Here is a 15694-nt window from a genome sequence, read left to right on the forward strand (position 1 = left end):
GGGTTCGCGCCCGGTTCCTGCACCGTAAGGAGTTCTGATATGCCGAATTACCCGGGGATGCCGTCAGATTTTGTGGAGCGGATGCAGTCCATAGAGGTTCCGGCTGAGTTGTCGGCGGCTAGGGGATTGATAGGGCACTTGACCAAGATGGTTCAGACCGGCCAGACGGTCGAGTCCGATCATGACGACCCGATACCTGGACTCGTGGTGGACCTTGCGGCCACGGTCGTCCAGATGGTTGAGGTCTGGGATAAGCGCGCCGAGTAACTACTTCGACCACCAGTTCCGTGCAGTCACGAATGTGACACCGGTCTGAGGGTTGTGGGTGCCGGTGCATTGATCGCAGTGCTGTGCGTTTGGCGTGCCGCATGGTCGGTCTGCTGCTGCGGGCGTCCCCGGTGTGCTGATGGTGACGCCGTAGTGGGCGGCTGCGGTGATGGTGGTTGCGTCGATCTTGTCGGAGCGTTGGCGGTTGCAGTGCCGGTGTGAGGCCGCGCAGTTGGCGATGTCGTGTTCGGGTCCGCCGAGGGCTACTTGCCAGAGGTGGTCGAGTTGGAAGCTGTTGGGCAGGTGGTGATGTGCTTGGTAGTCGATGGGGTTGCCGCAGATGTGGCAGTGATCTTTGCGTGCTCGGACTTTGGTGCGGATGCGTTTGATACGGGCGTCGTTGACGCGCTCGGGCATCGAGGCTCCTAGGGGGTTGTGGGGACCCCAGGTGCGGCAGTTGGGCCGTATCTGCGGCACCTGGGGTCCAGTTGGGCGCTGCAGGGCGGGTGAAAGGAAGGCCCGCCGGCGCGGCCCGGTCTAGGTGGGGTTGGCGATGCCGTTGTTGCGTACTCGGTTTAGTTCGGTGGCGAACTGTTCGTCGTCGAGTTCGGTGAGGTACTGCTGGTAGGCGAAAACGATGTTCTCCCAGCGGCTGATGCGGTCGATGCGGTGCGCTTCAGGCATGAGTTTTCCTTCCGGCTTAGTGGGCGTGGGCTGTTGTGGCCGGTGCCGTGTCTGGTGTGGTGAGGTCGACGACTGCCCCTAGCGCGGTTAGTTCGGCGATACGTCGGTAGAACGATGTGATCTCGGAGTTATTGCTGGGCATGCGTCCGAGCAGTTCGGTGGCGATCTGGTTGGCCCGGTCGATGGTGTTGGCGTCCGGCAGCCATGGATCGTTGTCGGCGACGGCCAGCAGCCACTGGGGCTGGGTGTAGCTGTGGGGCCAGATGTTGGTGCGGTTGCCTTCTGCGTGGTGTTCGCGGTTGTGCAGCCAGGCCGCGATCCGGGTGTCGTTGCAGGTGCCGCCGGTGCTACGGCAGCGCCGCCACCAGGGGTCCATTTCCAGGAAGCGGGCGGACTGTGCACAGGTATCGAATCCCTTGACAGTTCCGCCGAATCGGAGGTTGACGTAGACGCGGTGCTCGGTGCGCAGCTCTTGATAGCGGTCGATCAGGGTATTGACGGTTTTCCAGCTTTTGAGCCCGGCAGGGCCTGCGCCGATGGCTTCCTCGGCACTGTCGGGGTGCGCCTGCAGGACTTCGCGGTGCTCGCGGACCTCGTTCATCAGGGCGGTGAGTTCACCGCGCAGGTAGTCCAGTGCGATCGGGACGCTGGCCTTTTGGGCGTTCTCGGTCTCGCTGGATGCGTGATACCAGGCATCACGGACCAGGGTGTTGAATTCGGCTGCTGCAGTCCAATTCTGGCGATCGGCGGCGAACCGGTCGCGCAGGTCGTCCAGGTTGTCGGCGCCGGTATCGGCGGCGGCGGTTATCTGCTCGGCGTAAGCGAGATTGAGATCGGAGGCGGGTGGCACGATGCGCAATAAGCTGCGTAGCCGGTCGCGGCGATTCTGTAGCTCGCGGTAGCGGGGAATCTGGTCGAGTACCCGCTCTTTAAGCGGCCGTTCTTTGACGTTCACTCTCATGACCACTTGCCCGCGGTGTGGGTTTCCGTGTTACCGGGAGCGACTTCGATCTTTTGTTTTCCGGTGTAGCGGGCACGGCCGCGGTCGATTCCGCTGGTATCGGGTGGTTGTTTCTCGGGTTCGGGCTCGCGGACCTCGGCGACAAGGTCGGCGAATTCAGTGGGAGACAGCTGGGATAGGTACTGCTTAACCCCTGCCATCAGTGGGCTGTCGGTCATATCGGTGTTTCCTTGCCTCGGCGTATTCAGTGACGGTGCGGGCGCTGAACGCCCACCGGCCCGAAACCCGTTGACCGTCAAGATCGCTGGCTATCCGACGTATGTAGCGGGTGCTGTAGCCCAGGATCTCAGCGGCCTTCTCGGTGTCGATCAGATCGCCTTGACCTTGAACTAATTCTGTTGCACCGGAGTGATTCTGGGTTCCGTCTACGGTCATCGCCGCCAGGAACAGGCGCAGATCGTGGATCCGGTTAGGGACGGGCTGTCCACACAGCTGGCGGCGGCGCACCAACTCGGCGACGCAGTACCGAATCAGTGCGGCCTGCTCATCGCTCACCCACATCTATCGATCACCGAGCCTGCCGTCTGTCAGTCATGCGGTCTCCTTGGTGCCTGCAGTTGATGTAGTTGCTGAATCAAGTCGCCACTTGGAACCGCGACCGGTGCCGGAGGACTGAATGCGCGGACTTCCTTGGCGCTGCTGCGCGGCCTTCAGCGTCGCGTGCTTGTACCCGATCTCCAGGCCAGCGGAGATGACGGTGGCGGGCTCAACCCACTCCCCGCGCTGAGTGTTAGTACGAAACCAGCAGACAAGAAACTCGTGCGCTCCGATGGTGGCCAGGGTGCAGGGGCCGCACTTCCCGGTGTCCACTCGTGCCCTGGCCGTGTGACAGTCGGGGCAGTGCGAACTGGGCAAATCCAACTCAGTGACCGTGGCAGGGTGGTCAGGCCTGACCAACTGGGTCACCCCTTCTGAACTGGGGTTTTCAGGGGTGACCTCATGGGTCAGGCCTGACCCGATTCGATACCGAACACGCCTTGCTCCGTTGTACTCATCCGTCCGTTCAGAGACCAGACCGTCAGCTTCCAGCAACGCAACAGCCTGATCGAAGAGATCGCGTTTCTCGCGTTTACCGAGGCGTGATCGCAGCTTGTTGCCAGGCTGTTCCCCGTCACGCTCGAGGAGCCGCAGGATGCTGCGCTTGACGGTCTCCAAGCGGCTCGCGTCATAGAAGTCATCCCCGGCAGCGCGTGCCACCGCCCGCTCACGCACCTTTGCCCGTTGCGCCTTCTTGGCTTCGTTGGTGATCCAGTCCCGAGTGGCATCCGAGACGGTCATCACGACCTCGGAGAGCTGCCAGTCGAGCTCGGACACCACCGAGCGGTGATGCAGGACCGCCAGCAGCGCGGCCACCTTGCAACGGGTCAGCAGTGCATGCCCGTCGAGGGCGTCACCCTCACCGCGTTGACGCGCTAGGTGCGCACCGATCACGGTCTCCCGAATGGCATCGGGACCGTAGGCGATCTCGACCACGCCATCGTCGTTGGGGACGTAGACGGGGATGTCGGTGTTCAGCGGTGCCGGGTCCGGTGCGGCCTCTGCGGGCATCGACGGGTCGGTGGTGGGGAACCACAGGAACCGTTGCGGTGTACCTCCGGTGGCGTCGTTGAAAATCACGGAGGTGTGTAGCGGTTGGGCTCCCACCGACAGGCAGCAGCGGTACGTGTGGGCTGCCACGACGCGGCTGGTGGCCTTGGAGGCGTTCTGCTGGCCGATCTGCTCACCCATCGCCATGGACTTGAGCTGTGCCAGCAGAATCGAGCCCTGACGCGAGGCGATACCGGCCAAGGTGTCGACCTCGGGCACATTGAAAATCGCCGCGGTGATCGCCTCGTTGTCCTCTCCCTCCTTCTCCGGCCTCTTGAACGTGGCGGCGATGCCCTCACCCGACCCGATGGGCAGCTCCAGAATCGGCTTAGGCCACGCCAGACGGGCCACCTTGTCCGAGATGCCCTTACCGCCACCAGAGGCCGATACGAACGCGCACAGCAGATTCAGGGACGCGCGGCCGCCGATCAGACCGGGCAGCTGCACATGAGGGCCGACACTGGCCGACACCCGCAACAGCACCGCGCCGAAAACCGCCCACGGTGCGGCATACCGGGCCCGCGCCCACCCATGAATCGCCTGCAACTCGGGGGTGGCCGTGAAGAATTCGTCGTTGTTCAAGATGCCCTCTCTCGGGGGATGTAGTTCGGGCCACGGCCTCGCAGGGTTGCGTTTGAAACGCGACCCCAGTCACATGCAGCGGCAACGGCTTTCGACGCTTCAGAGGAGGCGTTCTGGTCCAGCTCAAGGCGCAGTACGTGATGTTCACCAGCCACTGCCAGGGCTAGCAGCTTGCGAGGGTCGCCACCGGACAGGGCGCACCACGTAGGCGTCCCCGCTGTCGGCAACGGTTCATCGAGCTGCGCGACCAGAGCGGCCACGAACTCGTGCACCGGCCACCAAGAGACCTCTCGGGAGACGGGGGAGTGCCCCGGCACGATGACCGGGGCCTCCACCTCCTTGCCGATTACCACGGAGCCCCGAAGGCGCGAGCCGCACGTTCGTCAAGGTCTGCCATGCCCGAGGTCAACCGTGAATCGGGAGGTTCTTCGGTGCAACCCGAAATACTCCGCCAGCAGACTGGACCGCACAGGCGGTTGACTGATTGCTCGGCCTGGATCGGCCTGTTGCACCTCGAGCACCGGATGATCTCGGACATCACTTGAAACCACCGATCAGCTCGGCCGCGCCGATCAGATGGAACGCCAGATCGACTGCCTCCTGCGGTGTCAGCAGAAAGTCGTGGTCTATCCCGCAAGGGTCGTCGCCGGGATCATGGAAGACATTCAGCTTCACCTTCGGCAGCTCGTAGTACCCGCGATAGGCGTATACCGTGATCCCCGTGGCATCGGACGGCACCGGGACAACTGAGCTGGCTGGGGCGTGATCATCCAGGCTGAAAACGACCTTATGGGCGGGTCCCCAGCAGGACTGATCGCCGCGGAGCAGGTAGTGAGGATGCCCGTCACCATCGGTGCACCACGGCATGCAAGTACCTGGCGACGGTAGATCAGGTGCGAGTAGTTGTGTCATCATGGATATGAACTCCTTACTTATCGGTTGGGTGTTCAGAACTGCTCCGGCCCGGTGTTCGAGCACCGGAATCAGCTGGAGCAGTTCGCATTTCGGGGGTGTAATCGTTCTCAATCAGGCCAAGATCGGCATGATCGTCCTGCGGGTAAATCCGCATTAGGCTGCGCTTTCCAGCTTGGCGATGTACTCGTCGATCTGACGATCGGTCGAGAACCGCTTCGCGCCGACCAGTACCGAGCCCAAGGCGCCGGAATACCAGAGTTCGAACACCTTGCTTCGTCGGATGCCTCCGAGCCGCTGTCCGGTCTGCTCCCAGTTGTTCAGATGGTTGACCTTCTCCACGCTCCCGCCTTCTTCCTGGTTGTGTCAAAACAGCATCGATACGATGTCGTTTGTGTAGTGATGAATCAAGATATACACGTAGGTTCCAATCCGCACAAGGGGTAACTAAACTGTGTCGCTATGGCACAGTGGGAGCGCGATATGCACGCGCGGATAGCAGCAGCGATCAAGGCGGCGCGTGGGGACCGGTCGGCGCAGTGGCTCGCAGATCGAACTTCTGAACTCGGTTGTCCGATTACCAGGGCGCAGATCGCCAACTACGAAAGCGGGCGAAAGAAGGGTCTCGACATAGCGGAACTGATCGTCCTCGCCGCCGCTCTAGAAACATCTCCAGTGAACCTCGTCTACCCCGGGCCGTATCAGGACTCGGTGGAGGTACTGCCAGGTCGAGAGTCATCAGAGTTCATTGCATCACAATGGTTTTCGGGACTCCTGTGGCACCAAGACGTCGTGTCGGAATCTGGCGACTGGGGCCGGGCCACCGAGCAACTCAACACCTGGCGGGCATACCAGGAATTGAAGTTCGATCGACTCAAGGAGCTATTTGGCCAACGCGCTTCGGAGCACAAAGGTGGCGTGCGGGACAGGGGTCGTGACCGCGAGGTAATCGAAGAGTACGACAAGCGGATAGCGCATCTAGAGCGGCAGCTGGGGATAGAAGACGGCGATGCCTAGGCAACGCCTTGCCCCTGGTGAGCATGGCAAGGTCACGTGTACTCGACGTGATGGGAAGCACTACGCCACAACGTATTTGCGACTGAAGACCGGCAAGCGTGTGGAGCGTGAGGCGACGGGCAAGTCTGCGGAGGATGCGCGCCGGAACCTCACTGCCAGGATCGTCGCTGAGTTGGCGGCCGGGACCGGCACGGGAGTCGTCAATGGCAAGACGACGCTCGATGACCTATTTGAGGCGTGGGTTGCCGACAAGGTTGCGCAAGGTTCCCTGAGCCCGCAGTCGGAGATGCAGTATCGACGGGTGTGGCGGGGGCATGGATCTGAACATCTTGGGGCGCTGCGTATTACAGAGTTGACGACCAGTCGTGCTGATAGTCATCTGAAGACTATTCCAGCGCGCCAGTCTTCACTCCTGCGAACGATTCTTGTCGGTATGTTCTCGATGGCAGTCCGCTTCGACGTGTTGCACCACAATCCGATTCGTGAGGCGCAATCAGCACCGCGGGGTGAACGTAGGCCAGTGCGCGCGCTGACGGCTGTGGAGCTTGAGCAGGTTCGCCAGGCTGTGAAGGCATACGTGACTCCGTCGGGTCGCTCAGGCCCGCCAAGGGGTGTGATGTTGCCGGCGTTCGTCGAGTTGTTGGCCGCGACCGGTGCCCGGCCCGGTGAGGTGCTCGCGATCCGATGGCAAGACGTGGATTTTCTCGACGACACGCCCTCAGTGACGGTGAACGGCACGGTCATGGATCACGACCGAGTTCCCGGCAAGCCGATCCATCGGCAGGGCTTCCGCAAGGGAGGTGCGCCACCGATCACCGTCTTGCTGCCCGAGTTCGGCGTTGAAGCGCTAACCGCCCTAGTAGGGGACACAGTGTCCACGACTTCTTCGGGCACGGTGTTGACCAACCGTGACGGCGGCCTTGTGTCGTTGTCGAACATCCGCAGCGCGCTGCGTGAGGCACTGGCACCACACGAGGATCTGCGCTGGATCACGCCGCACAGCTTCCGGCGATCAGTCGCCACGGTGGTGCGCGATGGCCTTGGTATCGAGGCGGCGCAACAGCAGCTTGGACACTCAGAGATGGCAACGACTGAGCAGCATTACGCACAGCGCCGCACCACCGGCCCTGACGCTCGTGCTGTGCTCGACAAATGGGCTGGTCAGGGCAAAAAGTAGGCCAATGTACGGGGAAAGTACGGAGATTGCGGACTATCTGGCCGCGCCGCCAACTCTGAAAATCCTCTGAAGTGCATGTTTAGTGCCCTCGGCAGGATTCGAACCTGCGACACCGGCTTTAGGAGAGCCGTGCTCTATCCCCTGAGCTACGAGGGCGGGGATCAGCACAGGAGTCTACCGGGCTGTCCCCGTGGGCTCTCATCCGAACGGGCAGGTACCGGTCGGGCGTTCAGGGGCGGCAAAGCTATCCAGGCGATAGCCGTGATAGAAGTCTGCCAGCCGCTCGTTACGCCGGGTCAGCGTTCGTGAGACCTTCTCGTACTTGCGTTGCGCGGTCTTCGATCCATCGAGTTGAGCGCGGGCATCGTCTATGCGAATCGTGTTGTACAACATGGGTTCTATGAGGAGCCGTTCCGGTGTCGCGCGCCACACCAGCTGCAGGAGCCGGGTGTAGAGGGCGAACTCGACGTTGTGTCGGGGCTTGAGCTGGAACCCGATCATCTCGCGTATCTCGGGGTGCATCGCCTTGGCCGAACACACCTGAATCACCCGGCCCGCGATCGGGCGAATCGCGAGCCAGAGCGGCAACAGGGCCGGGCGCATCGCGGCGGGGAGTAACAGCGTGGGCAGTGGGAGTCGCATCAATCCGGCGAACTGCTCGCGCAGAAAGCCATTGGACTGCAGTCTGTTTGACACCATGTCGTCGTAGTACTCGACGAAGGCGGCGTATGTTTCCGGGAATTTCCCCTTGGCGCTGGGCAGTTCGAGATCTTTGAACAGATACCGCTGATATTGATATGCGGCCTCCTTTTCGGCGGGATTCATCGCGTAACCCGTGCAATAGGGGAAGGCCTCCAAAGTGGCGTTCATGGCACTGGCCGCGATCCATATCCATAGCTCGGGATCCAATGCGCTGTAACGAATCCCCGCGTACTCGCCGATTCCGGTGCCTCGCACGTCGCGGTGGCGTTCCTTGAGCCATTGCGCCGTATCGGCCCGTTGCTGCTGATTGCCGGCGAGCAGCGACATCGCGCTCAGTGCACTCCGGATGCCACGGTCGGTGAAATTCTGGCGGAACCGTCCGGAGCGGTCGACAGACGCCGCCACCGGCAGCAGGGCTACCTCGTCGAACAGCACCCCACCGAAGACGCCGGTCAGGGGGCTGCCCAGGTGCTTGCGAAATGCGTCCATGACGTGCGGGCGCGTGCCGGCCGCGCGGAGGAAGGCCAAGCCCTCTTCGTGGGTATCCCGTTCCGATTCGTCGTCGTGTGTCGTGTCGCGCGGCAGTACATGCGTCATTGCATCCTCCGTCGGTGTTAGTAACTTAGTTAGAAGCTAACATTGCAACACGAAGTTGGGAAGTACCTCTGCGTGAGAGACTGAACTGTGTCTGCAGATCCGGATCCGACCGGCGAGCGCATCCTTGAGGCGGCGCTGCAGACCATGCTCAGCTTCGGTCTTCGGCGGGCGACGGTCGACGAGATCGCGCGGCGTGCGGGCGTATCGCATATGACGGTCTATCGCCGCTGGTCCAACAAGACCGAGCTTGTGCTAGCGGTCCTCATGCGGGAGGCGCAGACGATGTTCTCCGCCATCGACCGAGAAATCGCCGCGCTGAAGAGCCCCGAGGACAAGCTGGTGGCGGGATTCACCGGAATCTATTGGTATGTGCACACGCACCCACTGATGCGGCGGGCAGTGGAAACCGATCCGGAGTCGGTGCTGCCGGTCCTGACCAATGGTGCAGGCCCAGCTCTGGACATGGCGACCACATACCTGGCGGGCCACGTGAGCCGCAGTGCCGGTGATGTTGTCGACGACGCCTACGGTGTTGCGGAAGTTTTTGTGCGCCTGACGCATTCGTTGATCCTTGCGCCGAGTGCTCGCCGGGCGCTGGCCACCAGGGAAGACGCCGAACAGTACGCTCGTCAGTACATCCTGCCGATCGCGCGGGCCTTGGTGCCGGCGCCCACCAAGGCGCTCTTGTAGCCGAGCGGTGGAGCTTCTCCGCGACGCCGGCCCGGTTCTGAGGCGGCCACCGTGTGTGCTTTCGGCCGGTGGGCAACCGGGCCAAGTAATCTTTGTGCATTGACCATGGTCGGGGACATAACCACGAGACATTGGGGGTAGCGGATGGATACGGACATCGGAGCGGGCTCACCGCCGGCCGACGACTCGTCTGATGCCGCGGATACCGCGCCGCTACCGGTCCTCAACGCGTTTCCCGGGATGTTGTCTGAACCCGGTCCGTTCGCTGCGCCGGAACAGGAGTTCGGCCAGCCGCCATTCCTCGATGAGCCGGCATTCGTGCAACCACACTCGCCCGCGGTGGAACCGAGCGGCCAGTACCTGCAGTGGCCGAGTCACGAGACCTTCAGCACGGCGGCTCCCGTCGCCTCGGGACCTGCGAAGCCCACGGCTCCGGTTGATTTCTCGTCCTGGGAGGACAAGCCGCAAAGAAGCAAGCGGCCGTTAGTAATTGGTGGCGCAATACTGGCCGCTGTGGTTGTCGTCGTCGGTGGTGTGGTCGCCGCATTCGCAGGCGGTGGCGACGACGCCCCGCCCGCGGAACCGAGCGCGGCCCCATCGACAACGGCGACTAGCAGGGATTCCGATGCCGAAGCTCGCTTGCTCTCCATGCTTCCGACGGGTTACGCGACATCGGCCTGCAAGGTCGTTGAGCCCGCGAATGAGGCAGTGGCGCAAGTGAAGTGCGGGCGTAGTGACGATCCGGATGGGCCGCTGGAGGCCAGCTACTCGCTGGTGAAGGACAGGTCCGCGCTCGCGGCAGGATTGAGCCGTCTGACGAAACGTAATGCGGTAGTGGTGTGCCCCGGCCGGATTCAGTCGCCGGGACCGTGGCGTCGCAACGCCACGCCGGATCAGGTGAGCGGCACGGTGTTCTGCGGAACCAACCAGGGACACCCGGTGGTCGGTTGGACAGATGAGGAGCGATTGCTGCTCAGCGAGACGCGTTCGGGCGTGACAGGTCCGACTCTCGACCAGCTGTATGCCTGGTGGTCCTCGCACTCATAACAAAAACCGCCGGCCGCACGAGGCGGCCGGCGGTCAATGCCGAGATGTTTTCTGAGGCTCCTACTAGCCCTCGGTGGAAACCGGAGTGCCCTGGCTGCCCGCTGCGCGCTGGCCGTGCGGAGTGCTTTCAGAGGCCGGAACGGCGGGAACCGCAGCCACTGGCGGGGTCGCGGTCTGCGGAGCACCCTCGGCGCCGGGGACCGGAGTCGCGGGTACCGGCGAGGCGGGGGCCGGGCTAGCAGGCACCGCAGTGCTGTTCAGCGGCGTGCCTTCGGCGGGGGCCGGGGTGGCCGGAGTCGGGCCGGGAGTTGCGGTCACGGGAGCCACGGTCGGGGTCGCAGTCGTCGCGGGCTGCTGTCCGTCCACCGGGGTGCCCTGGCTACCGGCGGGCAGCGGAGTGCCCTGGCTGCCGGCGGGAACAGCGGCGGGTGCCGCGGACGTGGTGGGCGCGGCGCTGGTGGCCGGCGCGGGGGCGGTGCCATGCGACTGGCTCGAAGAACCACCTGAACGTGGTGCGGCAGCGGCGGGCGCAGCCTTCCAGGTGAGCAGATCCTCGTCGCCGGAGGTGTACGTCACCGTCTCGGGGGCGGCACCGGTCACGTCGAAGTAGATCTTGCCGCTGGTCTTCTCGCCCTGCGACAGGGTTCCCGGGTTCACGCCCTGTTCGGTAGGCACGCCGTACAGCACGCGATAGGTCTCGCCGTCGTTGGTCTTCGCGTTGAAGTTGGCGACGATGGGGATCACGCTGCCCTGGATGGCCTCGTCGGTGGCGGTCGCCTCCCACAGGGTGCCCTTGGGCTGGTACGGCAGCTGGTCGGTGCTGACCTTCAGGTCGCTGATGGTCCATGCCTGCACGACGTCGCCGTTGGTCAGGCGACCTTGCTGGCCGAGCGTAGTGTCGGCTCCGGCGGTTGGCATCAGGGCAAGTCCGGCGGCCGCCGCGGCGGCCGCCAAGGCGGCGGTGATGGGCACGTTGATCTTCACGATGGTGGTCTCCTTGACGTCCGAAATGCTCCCCCCAGCGGGGACGGTCTGTCGTAAAACTAACAGGTCTGGATGCACCATCGTCGCCCGAAGTACACGATTGCCATACGGTTAAGAACATGACGGTTGATTCCACCGGTCACGAGGGGGCCGCGCCGGAGCCAGACGACTGGCCACCCGACGCACGCATGTTCACCATCCGCGCCGCGGCGGATGATGCCGCGCCGAGCTTGGCCGCCGAACTGCCCATTAGCGCAACAGAACTCGGGATGTTGGACGGAGATGCCGACCATCCGGTGCAGTTCTGCAGCGTGCTACTGGAACCGCCGGTCAAGCACCGGTTCGATGCCTCCGATGCCTCCGATGCCGCCCGGTACGAGCGTGAATACTGCGACCGCGACGACGACGGTGAGTTCTTCATGGTGCATGTGGCACTGCTGGGTCCACGCCGCCCCGGAGTGTCCCTCGCGCCCGGCGCCCGCGATGTTCTTGTAGACGTCGCCTATGTGGTCGATCTGTCGCTCGAAGAAGACGGAGTGCTCAATTCTGCCAAGGTCGACTGGGCGGGCGGGGCAATCGTTGATGTTGCTGGGGAGGCGGTGGCCGACCGCGCAGCCGATACCTCCGAGGGACAGCCCGATCAGCCGATCCCCCCCGGGTCCGTATCCGCGCCCGTTCCGGCCGCAAGTGCGCCCGAGCCCGGGAGCCCTGGGAGTTCGGAGTGGATCCGCGAGCAGCTCGACGTCCGTATCGCCGTGTTGAGCCGGCTCGCTGGTGAAGTCGCGATTTCCGAGGTGCCCGTGCCGACGGAGCTGGCGAAGGGGGAGCGCCACTCCAATACCGCGCCGCAGTATGTGCTGGATGGAGCGCAGTTCTGGTACCACACGCGTGATCCGAAAAAGGGATTCGTATGGAAGACCACGAACAACCCGAATGAACTGATTTATTGGTGCATCGACGATGTCGCCAGGGGGTTGGCGTGGCGGTGGACGCAACAGACGGCCACCTACAAGACGATGCCCCCGGCCATGGCGCAACGCACGCTGTGGGCCCCGTACTGGCAGCTGTTGATGAATGCGCTCGACACCAAATGGGGTGCCATTACGGGCCGCAACATCCGCGACCTGCTGTGAGCCGTCACCACCGGTAGTCGAGAAACTTCCCGTCGAGGGTCAGGACCACACGATCGCCGTCGGGATCGGAGCGGCGCGCGATGTCGACCTTGAAGTTGATGGCGCTCATGATGCCGTCGCCGAACTCCTCGTGGATGGCTTCCTTGATCGCCGGGCCATAGACGCTCAGCGCCTCATACAGCCGGTAGATCGTCGGGTCGGACGGCGCACCACCGTCTAGCGTGCCGCGGTACGGCTGGGCCCGCAACGCGGCAGTGACCTGCGGCCCCAGCTCGAGAAGCTCCGCCACCTTCGTGGCCTTCGCTTCGGGCACCGGATGCTGGCCGAGAAGCGCCGCAATGGTCCAAATCAGTGGTGAGTCAATCGCTTCCGCGATGCGTTGCCACGTCAGCTTCTTCTCGAGGCGGCGAGCGGTGATCAGTTCGGCGGCTTCGTCCTTGGTCATGACCTCAGGCAAACAGACGCCCGCCGCGTGCGCAAACTAGCGCTGCCACATGCCTTTTTGGGTGTCGCGCTCGTAGTAGTTCATCGAGTTCTCTCCGCTCGCGGTCCAGAGCATGGCCAGGGTGACGAGCGTGATGGCGATGAGCACCATTGAGTCGTTCCACATGATGACCTCCTTGGTATATCGATCGGTATACTGCTTATTGCAGCACGTACACCGATCGGTGTACAGGGGGGTGTGGCGGACGCCACACAACGACGTCGGGGCTAGTCGGTGTCCAGAGCCCCGGCGGCCAGTGCGGCCGCATTGATCCTGGTCAGCACCGCATGCAGGTGCTCCAGTTCGGAGAGGTCGACACCCAGGCGCTCCACGACGGCTGCAGGCACCTTGAGCGCCTTCCGGCGCAGTGCGGCGCCCTGCTTGGTCAGCGTGACGTGTGTGGTGCGCTCGTCGGCGGCGCTGCGTGGGCGGGTGATCAGGCCCAGCGTCTCGAGCCGCTTGAGCATGGGGGAGATGGTCGCCGAATCCGTTTGCAGTAGGGCGGCTATCTGCTTGACGGACAACGCTTCCGGGGCATCGTCCGCGCTGCTCTTGGCGTGATCCCAGAGCGCCAGCATCACCAGATATTGCGGATGTGTGATTCCAAGGGGGGCGAGTAGCGGCCGGTAGATGGCCAGCACCGCGCGATTGGTGACGGCCAGTGCGAAGCACACCTGCCGCTCCAGGGCCAGCGGGTCGACATCGGGTGAGACTGCGGTCATTCTCACTATCCTAACCATTAGTTAGTGCACTAATTATTAGTCTACAATCTAGTTATGGCCGCCGATCGCCCGAACTTCTTTCAGTACATCGCCTACTGCTACGGACGGCGTCTACCCGACTCGATGAAGGACTGGGTCGCCAATGATTTGGCGGGCAAGGGCGCGGTGCGCAGGCACATTTTCCGGTGTGCGATTCCACCGCTGTTCATCCTCGCGCCGTTCTGGCTGTTACCGGCGTCGCTGTACGTCCACATGGAGATGACGGTGCCCATCTACGTGTGGGTGCTGATCATGGCGCATGCCCTCAACAAAGTGTGGCGCCGTCACCGGCTGGTGCAGCATGACTTGGATCCGGGCCTGGTCGATGTGCTCAAGCGTCAAAAGGACGCGTGGATTCACGAGGACTACGCGCGGCGATTCGGGCCGCGCTCGGGAGACGGCCACTCCAGTAGCGGTCCCATCTAACGCGGCATGGTGTCAAACATCTTGGTGCACTGAGTTTTTTCGTCTGCGCCAAGATGCCTGACGGCGGCTCAGTCCCAGTCGCCGTGCTTCCAGTGGCCCTTGCCCCAACCGTTGCCATGTCCGCCGCGCCAGCCGCGATCCCAGTTGCCGTCCGCGCAAACGGTCACGCGTGGGTAGGTATCCACGGAGCCGCAAATGTCTGGATCTGCCTTTGCCGAGGTTGCAGAGGCCATACCTCCACTAGCAACGACTCCAATTGCCAAGGCCGAGAGCAGGATTCGTTTCATGATTCACAGCGTACTCCCAGGAGAAACTAGTTCGCAAGGGTAAGGAAAACCAGCACGGCGTTCAGCAGTGTGATGAGCGCGGCGATGATCCAGCCCAGCATCGTCGTTACGCGATGGTTCACATCGGTGCCCATCAGCCTGCGATCGCTGGTCAGTCGGACAAGCGGTATGAGGGCGAAGGGGATGCCAAAGGACAACACCACCTGTGACACCACGAGTGCCCTGGTGGGGTCGATACCCGCGGCCAGGATCGCCAGCGCCGGGAGCAGCGTGACCAGCCGTCGCGTCACGATGGGGACGGACCGGCGGAGAAGTCCTTGCATAATCATGGCGCCGGCGTAGGCGCCGACCGAGGACGATGCGAGCCCGGATGCGAGCAGGCCGATCGCGAACAGCAGGGCAACAGTGGGCCCGAGGCTGTCGCGGACGGCGGCGTGTGCGCCCTCGATGGTGTCGACGCCGTCGCGGCCCTTCAGGTTGGTGGCCGCTACCAGCAGCATCGCCATGTTTACGGCGCCCGCGAACAGCATCGCCAGGCACACGTCCCAACGGGTGATGCGCAGTAGCCTGCGTCGCGGCTCGCCCTCTTCGGGACGTCCGTGTCTGTCCCGGGCTAGCCCGGAATGCAGATACACGGCGTGTGGCATGACCGTGGCACCCAGCATTGCCGTCGCAAGCATCAGGCTCTCGGCGCCCTGGAATCGGGGGATCAGCCCCGCGGCAGCCTCGCCCAGCGGCGGCGGTTCCACAACGACGCTGGCGAGGAATCCGATCGCGATGATGGCCAGCAGCGCCGAGATCACATATTCGAATGAGCGTTGTCCGCGTCGGTCCTGCACGGCAAGCAGCACCATCGAGACGATTCCGGTGATAACACCACCGAGCAGCAGCGGCAGGTCGAACAACAGATTCAGCGCAATGGCGCCGCCCACGACCTCCGCTAAATCCGTTGCCATGGCGACTAATTCGGCCTGCATCCAAAACGCCAACCGGGTGGGCCGTGACATGCGATTGCCGACGGCCTCGGGCAGTGACTGCCCCGTGACGAGGCCCAGCTTCGCTGAGAGGTACTGCACCAGCCCGGCCATCACATTGGCGGTGACGATTACCCACACCAGTAGGAAGCCGTACTTGGCACCTGCGCTGACATTCGAAGCGACGTTTCCGGGATCGACATAGGCGATGGCTGCGACGAAAGCGGGGCCGAGTAGGTAAAACCCATGCATTTGTCGCGTCTGCTTCGGCCGCTCCAGCACCCACGCCTCCTATTTCAAGTACCCGAATAGAAAAGTTAGAGTACCCGAAACCTTGTGTTGCGGCGAGGCTACCTCGGGGT

22 protein-coding genes and 1 tRNA gene are annotated in these 15694 nt (G+C 63.3%); 7 read left to right on the forward strand and 16 right to left on the reverse strand.

The window, feature by feature from the left end; translation table 11 throughout:
• The first annotated feature begins 39 nt into the window (after positions 1-39).
• Positions 40-267: a hypothetical protein gene (locus MSTE_RS04835; protein ID WP_157997638.1), complete on the forward strand. Its 228-nt coding sequence runs from the start codon at positions 40-42 to the stop codon at positions 265-267.
• Here MSTE_RS04835 and MSTE_RS04840 read toward each other — a convergent pair whose 3' ends face one another.
• From MSTE_RS04840 to MSTE_RS04875, 9 genes are all read right to left on the reverse strand, one after another.
• Complete coding sequence (locus MSTE_RS04840; protein WP_096499413.1) at positions 268-684, reverse strand: HNH endonuclease; 417 nt, start codon at positions 682-684, stop codon at positions 268-270. It abuts the gene before it with no gap.
• A gap of 120 nt (positions 685-804) precedes the next feature.
• Positions 805-951 (reverse strand): hypothetical protein, encoded by a 147-nt coding sequence (locus tag MSTE_RS24900; protein ID WP_157997639.1) that lies wholly within the window; start codon positions 949-951, stop codon positions 805-807.
• Positions 952-967: 16 nt separating this feature from the next.
• Positions 968-1912, reverse strand: a complete 945-nt coding sequence (locus MSTE_RS04845) for a hypothetical protein (protein WP_157997640.1) — start codon at positions 1910-1912, stop codon at positions 968-970.
• On the reverse strand, positions 1909-2130 hold the full coding sequence (locus tag MSTE_RS04850; protein ID WP_157997641.1) for a hypothetical protein: 222 nt from the start codon (positions 2128-2130) through the stop codon (positions 1909-1911). The genes MSTE_RS04845 and MSTE_RS04850 overlap by 4 nt, the downstream gene beginning before the upstream one ends.
• Positions 2099-2467, reverse strand: coding sequence for a hypothetical protein (locus MSTE_RS04855; RefSeq protein ID WP_157997642.1), 369 nt, complete (start codon positions 2465-2467; stop codon positions 2099-2101). The genes MSTE_RS04850 and MSTE_RS04855 overlap by 32 nt, the downstream gene beginning before the upstream one ends.
• A 36-nt stretch (positions 2468-2503) precedes the next feature.
• Positions 2504-4141, reverse strand: a complete 1638-nt coding sequence (locus MSTE_RS04860) for a hypothetical protein (RefSeq protein WP_231896995.1) — start codon at positions 4139-4141, stop codon at positions 2504-2506.
• Positions 4138-4494, reverse strand: a complete 357-nt coding sequence (locus MSTE_RS04865) for a DUF2742 domain-containing protein (protein ID WP_096499421.1) — start codon at positions 4492-4494, stop codon at positions 4138-4140. The genes MSTE_RS04860 and MSTE_RS04865 overlap by 4 nt, the downstream gene beginning before the upstream one ends.
• Before the next feature lie 184 nt (positions 4495-4678).
• Positions 4679-5008, reverse strand: a complete 330-nt coding sequence (locus MSTE_RS04870) for a hypothetical protein (protein ID WP_096499423.1) — start codon at positions 5006-5008, stop codon at positions 4679-4681.
• A 201-nt stretch (positions 5009-5209) separates the two neighbouring features.
• The gene (locus tag MSTE_RS04875; RefSeq protein ID WP_096499425.1) at positions 5210-5395 is read right to left on the reverse strand and encodes a hypothetical protein; all 186 of its coding nucleotides are present in this window, start codon (positions 5393-5395) and stop codon (positions 5210-5212) included.
• 120 nt (positions 5396-5515) lie between these two features.
• Here MSTE_RS04875 and MSTE_RS25435 point away from each other — a divergent pair, with 120 nt between their 5' ends.
• Together MSTE_RS25435 and MSTE_RS04885 are read left to right on the forward strand one after the other, a co-directional pair.
• Positions 5516-6070: a hypothetical protein gene (locus tag MSTE_RS25435; RefSeq protein ID WP_231896996.1), complete on the forward strand. Its 555-nt coding sequence runs from the start codon at positions 5516-5518 to the stop codon at positions 6068-6070.
• On the forward strand, positions 6063-7247 hold the full coding sequence (locus MSTE_RS04885; RefSeq protein ID WP_096499427.1) for a tyrosine-type recombinase/integrase: 1185 nt from the start codon (positions 6063-6065) through the stop codon (positions 7245-7247). The genes MSTE_RS25435 and MSTE_RS04885 overlap by 8 nt, the downstream gene beginning before the upstream one ends.
• 83 nt (positions 7248-7330) lie before the next feature.
• On the opposite strand, the gene MSTE_RS04890 is transcribed toward MSTE_RS04885, so the two are convergent.
• Both MSTE_RS04890 and MSTE_RS04895 read right to left on the reverse strand, forming a co-directional pair.
• Positions 7331-7403 (reverse strand) — tRNA-Arg (locus MSTE_RS04890).
• 42 nt (positions 7404-7445) lie between these two features.
• Entirely contained in the window at positions 7446-8546 is a 1101-nt protein-coding gene (locus tag MSTE_RS04895; protein WP_096499429.1) for an oxygenase MpaB family protein, read from the reverse strand.
• 87 nt (positions 8547-8633) lie between these two features.
• On the opposite strand from MSTE_RS04895, the gene MSTE_RS04900 reads away from it, so the two are divergent.
• Both MSTE_RS04900 and MSTE_RS04905 read left to right on the forward strand, forming a co-directional pair.
• Positions 8634-9236, forward strand: a complete 603-nt coding sequence (locus tag MSTE_RS04900) for a TetR/AcrR family transcriptional regulator (RefSeq protein WP_096499432.1) — start codon at positions 8634-8636, stop codon at positions 9234-9236.
• Between the two features lie 144 nt (positions 9237-9380).
• Complete coding sequence (locus MSTE_RS04905) at positions 9381-10283, forward strand: hypothetical protein (RefSeq protein ID WP_096499434.1); 903 nt, start codon at positions 9381-9383, stop codon at positions 10281-10283.
• Between the two features lie 63 nt (positions 10284-10346).
• On the opposite strand, the gene MSTE_RS04910 is transcribed toward MSTE_RS04905, so the two are convergent.
• A complete protein-coding gene (locus MSTE_RS04910) occupies positions 10347-11267 on the reverse strand; it encodes an MPT63 family protein (RefSeq protein WP_096505445.1) in 921 nt (306 codons plus the stop codon).
• A gap of 119 nt (positions 11268-11386) precedes the next feature.
• On the opposite strand from MSTE_RS04910, the gene MSTE_RS04915 reads away from it, so the two are divergent.
• On the forward strand, positions 11387-12400 hold the full coding sequence (locus MSTE_RS04915; RefSeq protein ID WP_096499436.1) for an immunity 63 family protein: 1014 nt from the start codon (positions 11387-11389) through the stop codon (positions 12398-12400).
• Positions 12401-12404: 4 nt separating this feature from the next.
• Here MSTE_RS04915 and cynS read toward each other — a convergent pair whose 3' ends face one another.
• From cynS to MSTE_RS04925, 3 genes are all read right to left on the reverse strand, one after another.
• Positions 12405-12845 (reverse strand): cyanase, encoded by a 441-nt coding sequence (gene cynS, locus MSTE_RS04920; RefSeq protein ID WP_096499438.1) that lies wholly within the window; start codon positions 12843-12845, stop codon positions 12405-12407.
• 36 nt (positions 12846-12881) lie between these two features.
• Positions 12882-13010 (reverse strand): hypothetical protein, encoded by a 129-nt coding sequence (locus tag MSTE_RS25650; RefSeq protein ID WP_044104185.1) that lies wholly within the window; start codon positions 13008-13010, stop codon positions 12882-12884.
• A 101-nt stretch (positions 13011-13111) separates the two neighbouring features.
• Positions 13112-13606 (reverse strand): MarR family winged helix-turn-helix transcriptional regulator, encoded by a 495-nt coding sequence (locus MSTE_RS04925; RefSeq protein ID WP_096499440.1) that lies wholly within the window; start codon positions 13604-13606, stop codon positions 13112-13114.
• Positions 13607-13660: 54 nt separating this feature from the next.
• Between MSTE_RS04925 and MSTE_RS04930 the strand changes: the two genes are divergently transcribed.
• On the forward strand, positions 13661-14071 hold the full coding sequence (locus MSTE_RS04930; RefSeq protein ID WP_096499442.1) for a DUF5313 domain-containing protein: 411 nt from the start codon (positions 13661-13663) through the stop codon (positions 14069-14071).
• A gap of 313 nt (positions 14072-14384) precedes the next feature.
• On the opposite strand, the gene MSTE_RS04940 is transcribed toward MSTE_RS04930, so the two are convergent.
• Entirely contained in the window at positions 14385-15584 is a 1200-nt protein-coding gene (locus MSTE_RS04940; RefSeq protein WP_096505447.1) for an Nramp family divalent metal transporter, read from the reverse strand.
• Between the last annotated feature and the right edge of the window lie 110 nt (positions 15585-15694).

It is taken from the genome of [Mycobacterium] stephanolepidis (assembly GCF_002356335.1).
Taxonomy (GTDB): domain Bacteria; phylum Actinomycetota; class Actinomycetes; order Mycobacteriales; family Mycobacteriaceae; genus Mycobacterium; species Mycobacterium stephanolepidis.